Genomic DNA, 16,609 nt, shown 5'->3' with positions numbered 1-16,609 from the left:
ATGCCTCTTGCAAACGGAACGTTGTTCCGTATATGAATACGGAATGCTGTTCCGCTTATATGACACCGCGCCGCACCTGCGGCAACGGGCGGCACCTCATTTTCTGAAGGATAGGCAAAATGCAGTACCGCACGCTGGGGCGCACCGGCATCAAAGTGAGCCCCTATGCGCTGGGCGCGATGATGTTCGGCAAACTGGGTAACCCCGACCACGAGGATAGCGTCCGAATCATCCATCGAGCGCTCGACGCCGGGATCAATTTCATCGACACGGCCGACCGCTACAGCAACGGCGAGAGCGAGGAGATCGTCGGCAAGGCGCTGGAGGGCCGACGCGACAAGGTCGTGCTGGCGACGAAATTCTACGCGCCGATGGGCGAGGACGTAAACCAGCAGGGCGGCTCGCGCCGCTGGATCATGCAGGCAGTCGACGGCTCGTTGAAGCGGCTCGGCACCGATTACATCGATCTCTACCAGCTACATCGGCCGGTACCGGACACCGACATTGAGGAGACACTTTCGGCGCTGACCGACCTGATCCGCGCGGGCAAGGTGCGGGCAATCGGTTCATCGACATTTCCCGTGTCCGAGATCGTCGAGGCGCAGTGGGTGAGCGAGAAGCGCGGGCTGGCGCGGTTCCGCACTGAACAGCCGCCCTACTCCATCCTCGATCGTGGCATCGAGCGTGACATGCTGCCGACCGCGCAGCGTTACGGCATGGGGGTGATGGTATGGAGCCCGCTGAGCAAGGGCCTGCTCACCGGCCGCTACCGCAAAGGGCAACCGCTGCCCGATTCGATTCGGGTGAAGTTTATGCCGAAACAGATGAGCAACGAGCGCAGCCTTGATGCCGTCGAGCAACTCCTGCCGCTGGCGGCGGAGGCCGGCATGTCGCTCACACATTTGGCGATGGCCTTCGTGATGGCGCATCCGGGCGTAACCTCGGCCATCCTCGGACCGAGGACCATGGAGCAGCTCGACGATCTGCTGGCAGGGGCAGAACTGCGGTTAAGTGACGAAGTGCTGGACCGGATCGACGCCATCGCGCCTCCCGGCTTCGATGTCGGCATCAACGAAGCCAACTACCAGCCGCCTGTGGTGACCACACCGACACTGCGGCGGCGTCCGGCCGGGGAACGCGCCGCGGCGTGAGTCATGCAAAGGGCCGCCACGAGGCGGCCCTTTGCATTCGAAGAACTGAAGGCTCAGTGCCCCAGCGCCTTGACGATGTCCTCGGTGACCTTCTTGGCGTCGCCGAACAGCATCATGGTGTTGTCGCGGAAGAACAGCTCGTTCTGGACGCCGGCATAGCCCGCCGCCATGCCGCGCTTGATGAACAGCACCGTGCCTGCATCCTCGACGTTCAGCACCGGCATGCCGTAGATCGGCGAGGTCTTGTCGGTCTTGGCGGCAGGGTTGGTGACGTCATTGGCGCCGATGACGAAGGCCACATCGGTCTGGGCGAACTCGGAATTGATGTCCTCAAGCTCGAACACTTCGTCATAGGGAACGTTTGCTTCGGCGAGCAGCACGTTCATGTGCCCAGGCATGCGTCCGGCCACCGGGTGGATGGCGTATTTGACCGAGACGCCTTCAGCCTTGAGCAGATCCGCCATTTCGCGCAGCGCGTGCTGGGCCTGTGCCACCGCCATGCCGTAGCCGGGGACGATGATCACCTTGCTGGCGTTTTTCATGAGGTAGGCCGCATCGTCTGCCGCGCCCTGCTTGACCGGGCGCTTTTCTTCCTCGCCCGAAGCGGCCGCGGCGGTGTCGCCGCCGAAGCCGCCTAGGATCACCGAAATGAAGCTGCGGTTCATCGCCCGGCACATGATGTAGCTGAGGATAGCGCCCGACGAGCCGACCAGCGCGCCGGTGATGATCAGTGCGGTATTGCCCAGCGTGAAGCCGATGCCCGCTGCGGCCCAACCCGAATAGGAGTTGAGCATCGACACCACCACCGGCATGTCGGCGCCGCCGATCGGGATGATCATCAAGACGCCGAGGACCAGCGCCACGATGGTGATCAACCAGAACAGCACCGGATTGGCCGTCGAAAAGAACGCCGCGATCAGCACCAGAAGCACCACCCCGAGCGCGATGTGGATGGAGTGGCGGTTGGGCAGCATGATCGGCTTGCCGCTCATGTTGCCGTTGAGCTTCAAAAACGCGATCACCGAGCCGGTGAACGTGAACGCGCCAATGGCGACGCCGAGGCTCATTTCGATCAAGGAGGGTGGATGGATATGCCCCACCTCACCAATGCCGAACGCCGCAGGCGCGTAGAGCGCCGCAGCCGCCACGAACACTGCAGCAAGGCCGACCAGCGAATGGAAGGCCGCGACCAGTTGCGGCATGTCGGTCATTTTCACCGTGCGCGCCATATAAGCGCCGATGCCGCCGCCAATGGCGAGGCCGCCGATGATCAGCGCCCAGCTGAGCGGATCGGTCGGCCCGGCGACGGCAAGCGTCGTCAGGATCGCAATGCCCATGCCGAACATGCCGAAGCGGTTGCCCTGCCGGGCGGTGGCGGGGCTGGAAAGTCCGCGCAACGCCATGATGAACAGCACACCTGCAACCAGATAGAGCAGCGCGGCGATATCAGCGGAAATCATTCGGTCACGGGCTCCATCGCGCCTTTGGGAAATTCCACATCGGCAAATTCGGGGTAGATTTCCTTCAGCATCTGCACCTGCTGGCCGTCTTCGGTGCGCACCAGATACCAGGTGTCACCATCGAGCAGCCCGAGGGTCGACGCCGTGGCGCGCATCTTGCCGCCATTTGCCCCGAGGTCCATCACGGTCTCGGTGGGGATCAGCGCATAGGGGGCACCGGAAGCCAGCACAAAGAAGGTGGCGGACTCAAGGTCCATCTTGAAAGAGACGAACGTCACCGTCTTCATCACCTCGGTAAACTGCTCCTGGGTCGCAGCCACCAGTTGCTCTTTGGTCACGCCGTAGGTTGTGGCGATCTTGTCGAGCACCTTGGGCGGCACCACACCCATGATCTGCACCATGTCGCCAGCTTCCATGGCGGCGTTGAAGCTGTCGATGCGATTGACCAGCGCAAAATACTGCGCTGACTCAAGCCGATCCTTCGGCGACAACGTCTGTGCAACCGACGGGACTGCCAGAAGGCCCAGGAGCCAGGCCGCCGCCGCGAGGCGAAGAAAGCGCCGCATCAGTGCCCCCCGGCCGGCTTCGCCGGACTGTCCTTCTTCTTGTACATCGCCAGCATGCGCTGGGTAACAAGGAAGCCACCGAAGATGTTTACGCTGGCCAGGATCAGAGCAAAAAAGCCAAAGATCTTGCTGGCCCAGCTGGGCTCGCCAACCTGCGCCACGCCAACCGCAAGCAGCGCACCCACGACGATGACCGACGAGATCGCATTGGTCACGCTCATCAGCGGCGTATGGAGCGCCGGGGTCACGGCCCAGACGACGAAATAGCCCACGAATATGGCGAGGACAAAGATCGCCAGTTGGAAGACGAAGGGATCGATCGCGCCCATCTCTAGCTCCTCAGCCGTTCTGTGCCGCTGCCGGCACTTTGATATTGGGGTGGACGACAGCGCCGCCGCGAGTGAGCACGGTGGCCTTCACCAGCTCGTCGTCCCAGTTCACGGCAAGCTTTTTTTCCTTCTTGTCGATCAGCGTCTCGAGGAAGGAACTGAGATTGCGCGAATAGAGCTGGCTGGCTGACGTCGCCACGCGGCCGGGCACGTTCGTGTAGCCCACGATGGTCACGCCGTTGGCGGTGACGAACACCTGCCCGGGCTGCGTCAATTCGACATTGCCGCCGCGCTCGGCCGCGAGATCGATAATCACCGAACCTGGCGCCATCGACTCGACCATCGCCTTGGTGATCAGCTTGGGGGCCGGGCGCCCCGGGATCAGCGCGGTGGTGATGACAATATCCTGCTTGGCAATATGCTGCGCCGTCAGCGCCGATTGCTTGGCCTGATACTCGGGGCTCATCTGCTTGGCGTAGCCGCCGGCGGTCTCGGCCTGCTTGAATTCTTCGTCCTCGACGGCAATGAACTTGCCACCGAGAGACTCGACCTGTTCTTTGGCGGCAGGGCGCACGTCGTTCGCCGAAACTACGGCGCCAAGGCGCTTTGCCGTCGCGATGGCCTGAAGACCCGCAACGCCCGCGCCCATGACGAACACCTTGGCCGGGCGCACCGTACCTGCAGCGGTCATCATCATCGGCATGGCGCGGTCGAACTGCACTGCAGCATCGATCACGGCCTGATATCCAGCGAGGTTGGCCTGGCTGGAGAGAATATCCATGACTTGAGCGCGGGTGATGCGCGGCATGAACTCCATAGCCACCGTGGTGACGCCTGCACCGGCGAGGGCAACGATGTCACCTTCATTGCCGTAAGGGTCCATGATGCCGATAACCAGCGCGCCATCGGCGACACCGGCGAGGTTCGACGCGGCGGGACGGCGCACCGTCAAAACGACGTCGGCACCCTTGAGCACAGTCGCAGCGTCTGCCTCGACTGTCGCGCCTGCGGCAGCGTAATCCGCATCCGGGAAGCGAGCCAGGGCCCCTGCCCCCGCCTCGATGGAAACGCTCGCGCCAAACCCGATCAGCTTGCCGACAGTTTCGGGCGTTGCCGCGACGCGGGTTTCGCCATCAGCGCGTTCGCGCAGCACTGCAATCTTCATGAACGTCTCCAGATGCAATCCGGCACCGGCGACTTCACGGCGACGCCGTGGAACCCCGGCGAAAGCTTGGTCTTGCGCTTAGGCGCTGCGGCGCGATCCCATCACCGTCGCCCCGACAATCCCCACGGGAATCAGCAGCAGCAAAATAACGCCGACGAGCGGCTGGTGCCCCTCGATAAAGGCATAAAGCGCGAGCACGATCAGCGCGACAGACGCGATGCCGTACTTCACCATGCTCATGAAGCCGGCATAGGTGGCGTTGTGCTGGGCGTAGTCCATGGACGGGGGAAGGGCGTCGGCATGGGCGGTGGCAGGTTTCTTGGCCATCAGATCCTCAATAGCGTCTCAGTTCAGTTCGGGTCGGTCGCCTCGAGTTCGGCGATCAGGCGCTCGATCATCGAGAGCCCCAGGGACCAGAATTTGGGATCGCGCGCATCGAGCCCGAATGGCTTGAGCAACTCGGAATGGTGCTTGCTTCCCCCGGCCTTGAGGAGCTCGAAATACCGCTCCGCAAAGCCCTCATTTGACTTCTCATACTGGGCATAGAGCGAATTCACAAGACAGTCGCCGAAGGCGTACGCATAGACGTAGAACGGCGAGTGGATGAAGTGCGGGATATAGGCCCAGAACACCTCATAGCCCTCGTTAAGCTTGATCGACGGCCCCAGGCTCTCGGCGCTGATATCGAGCCAGATCTGGTTGAGATCCTGCGTCGTCAGCTCGCCCGCCTTGCGCCGCGTGTGCACTTCGCGCTCGAAACTGTAGAACGCGATCTGCCGCACCACGGTGTTGAGCATGTCCTCCACCTTGCTCGAGAGCATCGCAAAGCGCTGCTTCTTGTCGGTGGTTTTGCTGAGCATCGAGCGGAAGGTCAGCATCTCACCGAACACCGATGCGGTCTCGGCCAGCGTCAGCGGCGTTGGCGCCATCAGCGCGCCCTGCTCACCCGCTAGCACTTGGTGGACACCATGGCCGAGCTCGTGCGCCAGCGTCATCACGTCGCGGGCTTTGCCCAGATAGTTGAGCATCAGATACGGATGCGCCGATGGCACGGTGGGATGCGCGAAAGCACCGGGCGACTTGCCGGCCTTGGTCGGCGCATCGATCCAGCCATTTTCAAAGAACGGCGCTGCGATTTCAGCGAGCTTGGGCGAAAACGCACCATAGGCGTCGAGCACGGTGCTCTTCGCCGCCTGCCAGTCGTAGATACGCTCGTCGCTGGTCGGCAGCGGTGCATTGCGGTCCCAGGCGTTGAGCTGCGCCTTGCCGAACCACTTGGCCTTCATTGCATAGTATTTGTGGCTGAGCCGGGGATAGGCCTCGCGCACCGCAGCCTGCAGCGCGTCGACGACCTCGCGCTCGACCGAGTTGTCGAGGTGGCGGCTATCGGCAATATCCTTGAACCCATGCCAGCGGTCGGAAATTTCCTTGTCCTTGGCCAGCACGTTGGTGATGTGGGTAAAGAGCCGCTCGTTCTGGTGCAGCGTCTTCGAGAGCCCGGTGAACCCTGCCTCTCGCAGCGTCTGGTCGCGATCGGAGAGCAGGTTCAGCACGCCTTCGAGATTGAGCTCTTCGCCATTGGCCTCGAACTTGAGGCTCGCCATGGTTTCATCAAACAGCCGGTTCCAGGCCGAAGCGCCGGTTACCGACTTTTCGTGGAACAATTCTTCGATCTTGTCGTCGAGCTGGTAGGGCTTCGCCTTGCGCAGTTCGGCGAACCACGGCCGGTAGCGGCCGAGCGCAGAATTGCTCGCGAGAGCTGCTTCCAGCACTGCGTCGTCGACCCGGTTGAGTTCCAGCCCGAAAAAGATCAGCCCGGTGGAAAGATCCGTCAACGCCTGGCTGAGATCGCCGAGGAATTTGACCTTGTCCGGGTCCTGCGTGTTCCGCACGTACTGCAGGAACGCGTAGCTGCCGATGCGGCCCGAAAGATCGCTTAGGGCTTCATAGCGGCTGATCGCCTCGATCAGCTTGCCGGCCTGCGCCGTGGCTTCGAGCTTACCCTTATAGTCAGCCTCGAACGCCTTGGCCTCGGCTTGCGCTTTGGCGAGATCCGCCTTCAGTTCCAGCGCGTCGTTGCTCGAGTAAAGGTCGGCAAGGTTCCACTCCGGCAGCGCGCCAAACTGGTTATGCCCCTTCTGGGCCGAAACTTCAGGAGCGCGTGGCAGCGGGCGGGACGACATAGATCACCTCAAGGCAATTCAAAGCGGCGCGACCTTAGCCATCGTGCCGATGGATGTGAAGCGGCTGGTTTGCGGTGAGCCGTCCGGCGTGGTAGTAATAGGTGTTACCGGGAGGTTTCAATGGCAGGCAAGGCGACGACCAGCATAAAACTCGACCGGGACGTCAAAGACCGGCTCGACCATATCGCTGAGCGCCAGCAACGCTCTGCCCACTGGCTCATGAAGCAGGCGATCAGCGAATATGTCGAGCGCACGGAACGGCGCGAACAGTTTGCCCGGGACGCCGACGATGCCCTATTGGAGTACGACCGCACAGGGCTTCATTTAACGCACGTCGAGGTCGAATCCTGGTTCGAAAAAGTTCTTTCGGGCGAAAAGACCGACCTGCCTGAATGCCACAGCTGATCTGGTCTCAGCGCGCGCGACGCGACCTGTCGGAACTCTATGATTTTCTTCAGCCGCATAGCGACCTTGCGGGACGGCGGGCTCTCCAGACCATCCGCGAAGGCGTCAACCTGCTGTTGCAGTTTCCGGAAGCCGGCCGGCCAGTTGAAGACTCACTCGATGTCAGGGAACTGCCGATTGCCTTCGGAGCCAGCGGCTACCTGGTGCGCTATCGGTTCGCAGACGATGTCGTCGTGATCGCGGCTATCAGGCACATGCGCCAAGCCGGGTACTGATACCGAATTCCTTAGCCTTAATCGCCCCTTAACTCCCGCAAACCATGCTGGGTCAAAACGGCACAGCACGATTCGACCGCGAGGTTGATCGGGCAAAGATAATACCCAAGGGGCTCATGACGCGCGTTCTGATAGTTGACGATGATGTGGTGCAGTTGCGCCTGACTGCCGAGCTCGCGAGCCGCGCTGGCTATGCCGCCGTAACGGCAACCAGTGGCCGGCAGGCGCTGGATTTTCTCCGTGCTGACCCCGGCATCGGCGCCATGGTGCTCGATCTGGTGATGCCCGATCTTGATGGCATGGCCGTGCTCGAAAGCATGCGCCGCGAAAACCTCACCACCCCGGTGATCGTCCAGACCGCGCAGACGTCGCTCGATTCGGTCACCGCCGCGACCCGCCACGGCGCCATCGATTTCATCGTAAAGCCGGTGATGCCAGAGCGCCTCCAGGTCTCGCTGCGCAATGCGCTGAAGCTCGGTGAACTCGAAAGCCTTGTCCGCACCGACCGCAGCCGCCGCACCGGTACGCTCAGCCTAACCGATGTCGTCACCAATGCTCCCGGCATGGATCGCGTTGTCTCGCTCTGCACCAAGGCCGCGCGGGGTACGATCCCCGTGTTGCTCGAAGGCGAGCCCGGTGTCGGCAAGCAGATGCTGGCGCGCGCCATGCATGGCTCGGGCGACCGCGCCGGCAAGACCTTCGTGGTGGTCAATTGTGCGGCGCTGCCCGCCAACCAGATCCATTCGATTCTGTTCGGACACCGCCGTGGCGCCTTCACCGGTGCGCATGCCGATCAGCCTGGCAAGTTCGTCGAGGCTCACAACGGCACCATCTTTCTCGACGAGATCGGCGAACTGCCGCTCGAAACTCAAGCCGAACTGCTGACGGTTCTGCAAAAGGGCGAAGTGCACCCCCTCGGCGCGGAACGGCCGATGCGCGTCAATGTCCGCGTCATCTGCGCCACCAACCGGCGGCTGCTGAACCTCACCAAGGCCGGGGCGTTCCGCGAAGACCTGTTTTATCAACTCAATGTGTTCCCGATCTACGTGCCGCCGCTCCGTGATCGCGCCGAGGACATCGCGCCGCTGGTCAGCCACCTTGCCATCCGGCTCGCCGCCGAAGCAGGCAAGCGCGTCGCCGGCGTCTCGGAACCTGCATTGGCACTGCTCAAATCCTATGATTGGCCGGGCAATACTGCTGAGCTCGAAAGCGTCCTCTACCGGGCGGTGATCCTCGCGGAGGGTCCGGTGCTGGAGCCGGTGGATTTCCCGCAAGTCCTGTCGCGCACCCAGGGTAGGCCCGAACTCCTCACGCTTACCCAGGCGGCAACCCGCTCTTCAGCCCCCGTTCACATCGACACCGCTAGCACACAGCAACGCGATGGCGTGCGAGTGGACAGCGTCCCGGATCGCTTCATCGCCAGCGATGGCCAGGTTGCAGCCCTCGCCGATGTCGAACGCGACCTGATCGTGTTTGCCCTCGCCCACTACGGCAACCGCATGTCACGCGTGGCCCGCGCTCTGGGGATCGGTCGCTCGACCCTTTATCGCAAGCTGCGTGAGTATGGACTGGACGAAGATTTGGTGAGCGATGCGGCCTGAGAGCGGCGACAAACCGTTGCTCTAAATCCACAGACCGCTCTCACAAAATCGCGAGGAATTGTCAGCGTTAAGGAATGTGGGCTAAGCAAAATCATTGTGAGGGCCAAGCGCCTCCTCCCCCGCGGCGCGCCCCAATGTTTTTGCCAGCCCTAAAAGGGCACGGAGCTGTTTGATGTCTGGATTGAAGGCGTTTCTGTTGGCGGGTGGCGTAGCGCTGATGACACCCCTGTGCGGATACGCCCAGGAGGTCGTTACAGTCGCCGGCATCGAGGCGACCCGCGTCGTCATCGCACCACCACAGACGCCGCTGGCGCGCATCATCAAGGCCGGGCTCTCGACTGCGTACTCTTCCGCCGAAAAGGGCACGCGCACCTACGACCAGACTCAGAAGCTCTACTTCTTTTATGGCGCCCGCCATTTCGAACCGATCTGGCTGAAGCAGGAAGCCGACGGCAAGGTGTCGTTCTCGCCCAACGCCGAAAAGATTATCGAGGTCTTCAAGAACGCCGAGCGCGAAGGCTTCCGGCCGTCCGACTATCTGACGCCCGCGCTTGACGTCACCGCCGCCGGCACCGACCCGACCAAGCTCGCAGAGCTCGAAACCGCCTTCTCCGCCGCCGCGATCAAGTATGCGCAGGACGCCTATGGCGGCCGCATCAACCCGCGCGATGTCGACAAAGAATGGTCGATCACCCCCAAGCGCATCAACGAAGCCGAAATCCTGGTGCAACTGGCCGCCAGCACCGAGCCGGACAAGATCCTGCTCGGCTTGTCGCCGACGCAAAAGGAATTCCTCGGGTTGAAGGCGGCGCTCGCCAAGTTCTACGATGAGACGGTGATCGATGCCGCTGTCGTCATCCCCGATGGCAAGCTGCTGAAGCCCGGCATGAAGGACGAGCGCGTCACCCTGCTGCGCCAGCGCCTCAATGTCGCCGAGCCCGATATTCCGGAGACCGCCGGCACCACCGCCACTGTCGATATCAACTACGACGACGCGCTGGTGGCGGCAGTGAAGGATTTCCAGGAGGGCCTCGGTCTCAACGCTGACGGCGCGATCGGCCCCGCGACGATCGCTGCCCTCAATGGTGGCTCAGCGACCACCAAGGAAGACATCATCGCCAATATGGAGCGCTGGCGCTGGGAGCCCAACGATTACGGCGATTTCCAGGTCACGGTGAATATCCCCGAGTTCCGCCTCTGGATCATGGATCACGGCCAGGTGGCGCATACCACCCGCGTCGTCGTCGGCCGCCCGCAGAACCAGACGCCGGTGTTCAACGACGAGATCGAGCATATCGTCGTCAACCCCTACTGGAACGTGCCGCCTTCGATCGCCACCAACGAGATCAAGCCGCACCTCTTGGCGAACCCGGGCTATCTCGACAGCCAGAACATGGAAATGCTGTCCGGCGGCAAGGTGATCAACGCCTCGGCGATCGACTGGACGCAGACCAACATCAACAATTTCCACATCCGGCAGAAGCCGGGTGGCGGCAATGCGCTGGGCCAGATCAAGTTCCTGTTCCCCAACGAGCACGATGTCTACTTGCACGACACGCCATCCAAGTCGCTGTTCGCGCGCTCCTTCCGTGCCTATAGCCACGGCTGTGTGCGCGTTGAAAATCCAATGGATTTCGCCGCTGCCCTGCTGGCGCTCGAACCCGACATCAAGGTCGCCACGATTGAAAAGATGATCGGCGACAAGGAGAAGTGGCTCAACCTCCAGAACCACATCCCGGTCCACATCTCCTACTTCACGCTGCGGGTCGATGAAGACGGCAAGATCCGCTCCTATGGTGACGTCTATGGCGCCAACAAGCGGTTGATAGAACTCCTGAACCAATAGGCGTCCGCTCACTACGGGCCTAAGATCAACGGGTCAGCCCTCTCACGGGCTGGCCCTTTTTCTTGGTATCCGGACCCAAGCGTTTACGACTGCTTAGGAATTGAGCCTTGGTTCGGCCGCGTTTTATTCCTATGTAAGAGTTTGTAGGGGGCTGCTGAGGGCGGTTACCCGGCGTTAGCGTTAACAATTCCTCATCGAGTTGGCGCTATGTTGAGTGCCTATCGACTGAGTAGCAACGGGTTGTTCGGGGCGTGTCGGGAAGTTTGATATCCACTCTGCGGAGACTGCCGAGGCTGCTGTTTGCGGCCGTGATGGCTTTGACCGTATTGCTCCCCCCGAGCGTCGTGCCCGCTACAGCCAATGGCGGCTCGCAGGTCGACAATGGCGGCACCCGCACCCTCTATCTGCACCACACCCATACCGGCGAAACGGCCTATTTTACCTTCAAGCGCAACGGCAAGTACGACCAGGCCGTCCTGAAGCAGATGAACGTTTTCCTCGCCGACTGGCGCACCAAAGACCAGATCAAGATGGATCCGGCCCTGTTCGATCTCCTGTGGGAGGTTTACCAGGAAGTCGGCGCCACCCAGCCCTACAACATCGTCTCATCCTATCGCGCCCCCAAGACCAACGCGATGCTGCGCGCCAAATCGTCGGCAGTGGCGGAAAACAGCCAGCATATGCGCGGCAAGGCGATGGACGTATTCATCCCAGGCGTGAACCTTGCCAAGCTCCGCGCCACCGCGATGCGCCACCAGGTCGGCGGCGTCGGCTATTACCCCACGTCCGGCAGCCCCTTTGTCCACATGGACACCGGCAATGTGCGTGCCTGGCCGCGCATGACCCGCGCTCAACTGGAAAAAGTCTTCCCCGACGGCAAGACCCTGCATCTGCCGGTCGACGGCAAGCCGCTCTCGTCCGCCGGCCGTGCCTACGCCCAGGCGCAGTGGACCAAGTGCCACACGGTCCCGTGTGATGGCGGCATCACCTTCGATACCAATCCGGGCATCATGCTTGCCAACAATTCCGGCGAGATTGCCCCGATCCCGGCCGACAAGCCCGAGAACCTCTATAACGGCACTGCCGAAGTGCTGCTCGCCTCAGCCGAAATGCCGGCGCAGCGGCAAGTACAGAGCATTGCGGTAGCAGCGCCAGTTCCAGTGTTCCGGCCCAAGACGCTGGCTGTCGCCTCGGCTGACGGCGATTACTCCAAGTGGGATCAGCTCGGCGCGCCCGTACCGGCGGTCAAATCGCCGCGCATCAAGCTCGCCACCCGCTCACCGCTGGGTGCAGATGATGGCCAGACCGCCCTTGCTGCGCTCACCGCTCTCGAGGCACCCGCCCCGGCGCAGGCAGATGACCTCGTCGCAGCTTATGCTCCCGCTAATCAGGAGCCGGGCGCTGAACTAGCGCTCAAGATGATCATTGAGCGCGAAACCACCGCCTCGCTGCCCGACCTGCCCATGAAGAAGTCGCAGCCGCTTGACCCCGGCGCGATGCAGACCGCCTCGCTCGGTGACACCAAGGGCCTCAACGGCCTGAGCGGCATGTTCGACAAGACCTTCAGCGCCCTCAGCGGCGCCGGCGCGCCCACACTGATGGCCGATGCCCTTGAGGATCTCGTCGCCCGCCGGCAGTCAAACGCCTCAATCGAACTGCGCGATATCGAACTCGTCGCCCCAGAGATCGACCACGTCAACGAGACGCTGGTGCAGCCGGTCGAAATGCAAACCGCCTTCTGGGCGGAAATGACCGAGGCCGAGGGCTACCTCGAAAAGACCACCGAGCTCGGTCCGCTCACCGGTCGTGTCGCCTTCATCCCCGTTGATGCCGCAATCCCCGCCTACGATCACTTCGTAACGGGCACGCCGCTGCTGGTTGCAGGCCTCTAGTCAGTAGCCGTCATCGACAAGAGTGATCCAGCTTTTGCTTGCGCGCCGCCGCTTGCCGTTGCAATGGCAGGCAGCAATCTCTAAGTCTCTATCGCAATGTCCCGCGGCGGCGGGGCCAAGGAAAATGCTTCGTGGACAAGCCGCTGACCCCGCTTCTCGACCAGATCGCCGCTCCCGCGGACCTCAAGGCTTTGTCGCGCGACGAGTTGCATCAGCTTGCCGATGAGCTGCGTTCTGAAGTGATCGATGCCGTGTCTGTCACCGGTGGGCATCTTGGGGCCGGGCTTGGCGTGGTCGAACTGACCGTCGCCCTCCACGCCGTGTTCGATACGCCCCACGACCGTCTGATCTGGGACGTCGGCCACCAGGCCTATCCGCACAAGGTGCTGACCGGCCGCCGCGACCGCATCCGGACCCTCCGCCAGAAGGACGGCCTCTCCGGTTTCACCCGCCGCGCCGAAAGCGAATATGACCCATTCGGCGCCGGCCACTCCTCCACCTCGATTTCGGCCGGCCTCGGCATGGCGGTGGCGTCCGATCTCAAGGGCGAAAAGCGCAACGTCATCGCCGTGATCGGCGACGGCGCCATGTCCGCTGGCATGGCGTACGAGGCAATGAACAACGCCGGCGCCATGGATGCGCGGCTGATCGTCATCCTCAACGATAACGACATGTCGATCGCCTCGCCCACCGGCGCCATGCGGTCTTACCTCGCCCGGTTGGTCTCCGGCCCGCTCTACCAGGGTGTGCGCCGCACGGCGAAGCAGATCGTCGAGGCGCTGCCGCAGTTCTTTTATGAGCCGGCCCGGCGCACCGAGGAATTCGCCCGCGGCTGGTGGACCGGCGGCACGCTGTTCGAAGAACTGGGCTTCTTTTACGTGGGCCCGATCGACGGCCACGATCTCGACCAGCTCATCCCGGTCCTCCAGAACGTTCGCGATGATCGCGACGGTCCGGTGCTGATCCATGTCGTGACCAAAAAGGGCAAGGGCTATGCCCCCGCCGAGAACTCGGCTGACAAGTATCACGGCGTCAACAAGTTCAACGTCATCACCGGCGCCCAGACCAAGCCGCAGTCGAACGCGCCCTCCTACACGTCGGTATTCGGCCAGAGCCTGATCGCCGAAGCCAAGGCCGACGAGTGCATCGTGGCCGTGACCGCCGCCATGCCCAACGGCACCGGGCTCGACAAGTTCGCCGAGATCTTTCCCTCGCGCCTGTTCGACGTCGGCATCGCCGAGCAGCACGCCGTCACCTTCGCGGCCGGCATGGCGAGCGAAGGGCTGAAGCCGTTCGTTGCGATATACTCGACCTTCCTCCAGCGCGCCTACGACCAGGTAATCCACGACGTCGCCGTGCAGAACCTGCCAGTCCGCTTCGCCATCGATCGTGCCGGCTACGTCGGGGCGGACGGGCCGACCCACGCCGGCAATTACGATGCGGCTTATCTCGGCGCTATTCCCAACATGGTGGTCATGGCTGCCGGCGATGAAGCCGAACTCAAGCACATGGTCGCGACCGCCGCCGCCTATGAAGACGGCCCGATCGCCTTCCGCTATCCGCGTGGCGACGGCCTTGGCGTCGAAATGCCGGAACGCGGCTCAGTCCTCGAAATCGGCAAGGGCCGGATCCTGAAGCAGGGCAAATCCGTCGCTCTTTTGAGCTTCGGAACGAGACTCGGCGAAACGCTGGCCGCCGCCGAACGCCTCGGCGCCTTCGGCCTCACTCCCACCGTGGCCGATGCGCGCTTTTTGAAGCCGCTGGATGAAGCTTTGGTACGACGCCTCGCCCTTGGGCATGAGGTGCTGATCACCATCGAAGAGGGCGGCCTTGGCGGCTTTGGCAGCCACGTCGCGACATTCCTCGCGCGCAATGGCCTCCTCGACGGCAAGCTGAAATTCCGCCCGCTGATGATCCCCGACGTCTTCACCGAACAGTCGAGCGTGAACGACATGTATGCGGACGCCGGCCTCGACCGGGCGGGCATCGTCAAGACCGTGCTCGATACGCTGGGCATCTCCAGCGAGTCGAAGCTGTTGGGCAACTCGCCCACCGCTTAATTCTCCCACCCGACTGGGGAGAACAAAGACCACGTCCTTCCCACCCCAGCGAATCTGTTAGTCAGGGCCCATGCAAGTTGGCATCGACATGGGCGTGGCGCAGGGCGGGTCGGAAGCGCTCGTCGACCTCGAGGAATTGCTGGCGACGCGCCTGCTGGTGCAGGGCAATTCCGGCTCGGGCAAGTCGCACCTCCTCCGTCGCCTCCTCGAACAGAGCGCCCCCTGGGTGCAGCAGATCATCATCGACCCCGAGGGTGACTTCGTCACTCTCTCCGACAAGTTCGGGCACATCGTCGTCGACGCCTCGCGCAGCGAGGCCGAACTCCAGGGCATCGCCGCCCGCATCCGCCAGCATCGCGTTTCCGCCGTGCTCAATCTCGAAGGTCTCGACGTCGAGCAGCAGATGCGCTGCGCCGCCGCCTTCCTCGGCGGGCTGTTCGATGCCGATCGCGACCACTGGTATCCGGTGCTGGTGGTGGTCGATGAGGCGCAGCTCTTTGCCCCGGCGATTGCCGGCGAAGTCTCCGACGAAGCGCGAAAGCTCTCCCTTGGTGCCATGACCAACCTGATGTGCCGCGGCCGCAAACGCGGCCTTGCCGGCGTCATCGCCACCCAGCGCCTCGCCAAGCTGGCAAAGAACGTCGCTGCCGAGGCCTCGAACTTCCTGATGGGCCGCACCTTTCTCGATATCGACATGGCCCGCGCCGCCGACCTCCTCGGCATGGAACGCCGCCAGGCTGAAATGTTCCGCGATCTGCAGCGCGGCCACTTCATCGCGCTCGGGCCGGCCGTGTCGCGACGGCCGCTGCCGGTCGTGATCGGCACTGTCGAAACCTCCGCCCGCTCCACCAGCCCGAAACTGCTGCCTTTGCCCGAGGCGAGCGAAGGCACGCACGATCTGATCTTCACCCGCGACCCCGAGGAAACGCGGGCCCCGCGTCGTCCAGCGCCGCGCCCAGTTCCAGTTTCGACAGCGGACCTCCTTGCGCGCGTCGCCCGTCCGCGGCCGGTAGACAGCAAGCCGCAGGAACCGCTGCTCAGCGATGCCGAGCGCGATAGTGCGATTGAAGGTGTCGTGCGCGAACTGCTCGATGACCCGGAAGCCGCGTTCCGCTCGGTCGCCGTGCTCTACCAGGATTTCCTCGTCCGCTGCCGCATCCGCCGGGTCGGCGGCGACGCCCTTGCACTCCCGGCCTTCCGCCGCAAGCTCGCTGTGCTGCGCGCCGGGATCGGCATCGATGACGCGACCTCCGAGGTCTGGCAGAAGGCGCTGAGCCTCTCGCAAAGCCTCGCCGATGATGTGCAGGGCGTGTTCCTCATCGTAGCCGAAGCTAGCGTCACCGGCGCCCCCTGCCCCTCCGACGCAGTGCTCGCGCGTGCCTATGGCACCCACTCGACCGGCCGCGCCCGGCGTCTCCTCACCTATTTTGAAGAGCGCGGCCTGCTCGTGGTCCGCATGGACCTGCGCAACAAGCGGGTCGTCGCCTTCCCCGATCTTGGCACCGAAACCGCCCCTGGCGACCCCAATGCTCCGGACGAGCTCGGCCGCACTGCTGCGGAGTAGACCGGCCGGTGCGGCGAATCGGACATTTTGGCGCACCGCTTGCCCCATTGCGGTCGCTTTGCGACCGCACTCTCAGCATGCTTGTCCAGCAGAACGGGCGTCATGGAAACCA

The 16,609-nt window shown here is 63.0% G+C and carries 14 protein-coding genes; 8 read left to right on the top strand and 6 right to left on the bottom strand.

The genetic code is table 11. The features are described 5' to 3' along the window. The first annotated feature begins 119 nt into the window (after positions 1–119). A complete protein-coding gene (locus tag ACO06J_RS01045; RefSeq protein WP_421758846.1) occupies positions 120–1,151 on the top strand; it encodes an aldo/keto reductase in 1,032 nt (343 codons plus the stop codon). Positions 1,152–1,204: 53 nt separating this feature from the next. Here ACO06J_RS01045 and ACO06J_RS01040 read toward each other — a convergent pair whose 3' ends face one another. From ACO06J_RS01040 to ACO06J_RS01015, 6 genes are all read right to left on the bottom strand, one after another. Further along, the gene (locus ACO06J_RS01040; protein WP_421758845.1) at positions 1,205–2,611 is read right to left on the bottom strand and encodes an NAD(P)(+) transhydrogenase (Re/Si-specific) subunit beta; all 1,407 of its coding nucleotides are present in this window, start codon (positions 2,609–2,611) and stop codon (positions 1,205–1,207) included. Then, positions 2,608–3,177 carry a hypothetical protein gene (locus ACO06J_RS01035; RefSeq protein ID WP_421758844.1) on the bottom strand — a complete coding sequence of 190 codons (570 nt, stop codon included), beginning with the start codon at positions 3,175–3,177 and terminating at the stop codon, positions 2,608–2,610. The genes ACO06J_RS01040 and ACO06J_RS01035 overlap by 4 nt, the downstream gene beginning before the upstream one ends. Further along, complete coding sequence (locus ACO06J_RS01030; RefSeq protein ID WP_421758843.1) at positions 3,177–3,506, bottom strand: proton-translocating transhydrogenase family protein; 330 nt, start codon at positions 3,504–3,506, stop codon at positions 3,177–3,179. The genes ACO06J_RS01035 and ACO06J_RS01030 overlap by 1 nt, the downstream gene beginning before the upstream one ends. 10 nt (positions 3,507–3,516) lie before the next feature. Then, positions 3,517–4,671 (bottom strand): Re/Si-specific NAD(P)(+) transhydrogenase subunit alpha, encoded by a 1,155-nt coding sequence (locus tag ACO06J_RS01025; protein ID WP_421758842.1) that lies wholly within the window; start codon positions 4,669–4,671, stop codon positions 3,517–3,519. Positions 4,672–4,749: 78 nt separating this feature from the next. Then, entirely contained in the window at positions 4,750–4,998 is a 249-nt protein-coding gene (locus ACO06J_RS01020) for an aa3-type cytochrome c oxidase subunit IV (protein ID WP_421758841.1), read from the bottom strand. 23 nt (positions 4,999–5,021) lie between these two features. Next, complete coding sequence (locus ACO06J_RS01015) at positions 5,022–6,854, bottom strand: M3 family oligoendopeptidase (protein ID WP_421758840.1); 1,833 nt, start codon at positions 6,852–6,854, stop codon at positions 5,022–5,024. 120 nt (positions 6,855–6,974) lie between these two features. Between ACO06J_RS01015 and ACO06J_RS01010 the strand changes: the two genes are divergently transcribed. From ACO06J_RS01010 to ACO06J_RS00980, 7 genes are all read left to right on the top strand, one after another. After that, entirely contained in the window at positions 6,975–7,259 is a 285-nt protein-coding gene (locus ACO06J_RS01010) for a CopG family ribbon-helix-helix protein (protein WP_421758839.1), read from the top strand. Continuing rightward, on the top strand, positions 7,247–7,534 hold the full coding sequence (locus tag ACO06J_RS01005; RefSeq protein WP_421758838.1) for a type II toxin-antitoxin system RelE/ParE family toxin: 288 nt from the start codon (positions 7,247–7,249) through the stop codon (positions 7,532–7,534). The genes ACO06J_RS01010 and ACO06J_RS01005 overlap by 13 nt, the downstream gene beginning before the upstream one ends. A 116-nt stretch (positions 7,535–7,650) precedes the next feature. Further along, positions 7,651–9,135: a sigma 54-interacting transcriptional regulator gene (locus tag ACO06J_RS01000; protein WP_421758837.1), complete on the top strand. Its 1,485-nt coding sequence runs from the start codon at positions 7,651–7,653 to the stop codon at positions 9,133–9,135. A gap of 172 nt (positions 9,136–9,307) precedes the next feature. After that, positions 9,308–10,981 carry a L,D-transpeptidase family protein gene (locus ACO06J_RS00995; RefSeq protein WP_421758836.1) on the top strand — a complete coding sequence of 558 codons (1,674 nt, stop codon included), beginning with the start codon at positions 9,308–9,310 and terminating at the stop codon, positions 10,979–10,981. Between the two features lie 311 nt (positions 10,982–11,292). Beyond that, the gene (locus ACO06J_RS00990) at positions 11,293–12,873 is read left to right on the top strand and encodes a DUF882 domain-containing protein (RefSeq protein ID WP_421758835.1); all 1,581 of its coding nucleotides are present in this window, start codon (positions 11,293–11,295) and stop codon (positions 12,871–12,873) included. Positions 12,874–13,004: 131 nt separating this feature from the next. Next, positions 13,005–14,933 (top strand): 1-deoxy-D-xylulose-5-phosphate synthase, encoded by a 1,929-nt coding sequence (gene dxs / locus ACO06J_RS00985; protein WP_421758834.1) that lies wholly within the window; start codon positions 13,005–13,007, stop codon positions 14,931–14,933. 70 nt (positions 14,934–15,003) lie between these two features. After that, a complete protein-coding gene (locus ACO06J_RS00980) occupies positions 15,004–16,497 on the top strand; it encodes a helicase HerA domain-containing protein (RefSeq protein ID WP_421758833.1) in 1,494 nt (497 codons plus the stop codon). Positions 16,498–16,609 lie beyond the last annotated feature (112 nt).

Source organism: Devosia sp. (assembly GCF_965229025.1).
In the GTDB taxonomy this organism is placed as follows: domain Bacteria; phylum Pseudomonadota; class Alphaproteobacteria; order Rhizobiales; family Devosiaceae; genus Devosia_A.
The sequence above is the reverse complement of the archived record's forward strand: the minus strand, read 5'-3'. Positions and strand labels throughout refer to the sequence as shown.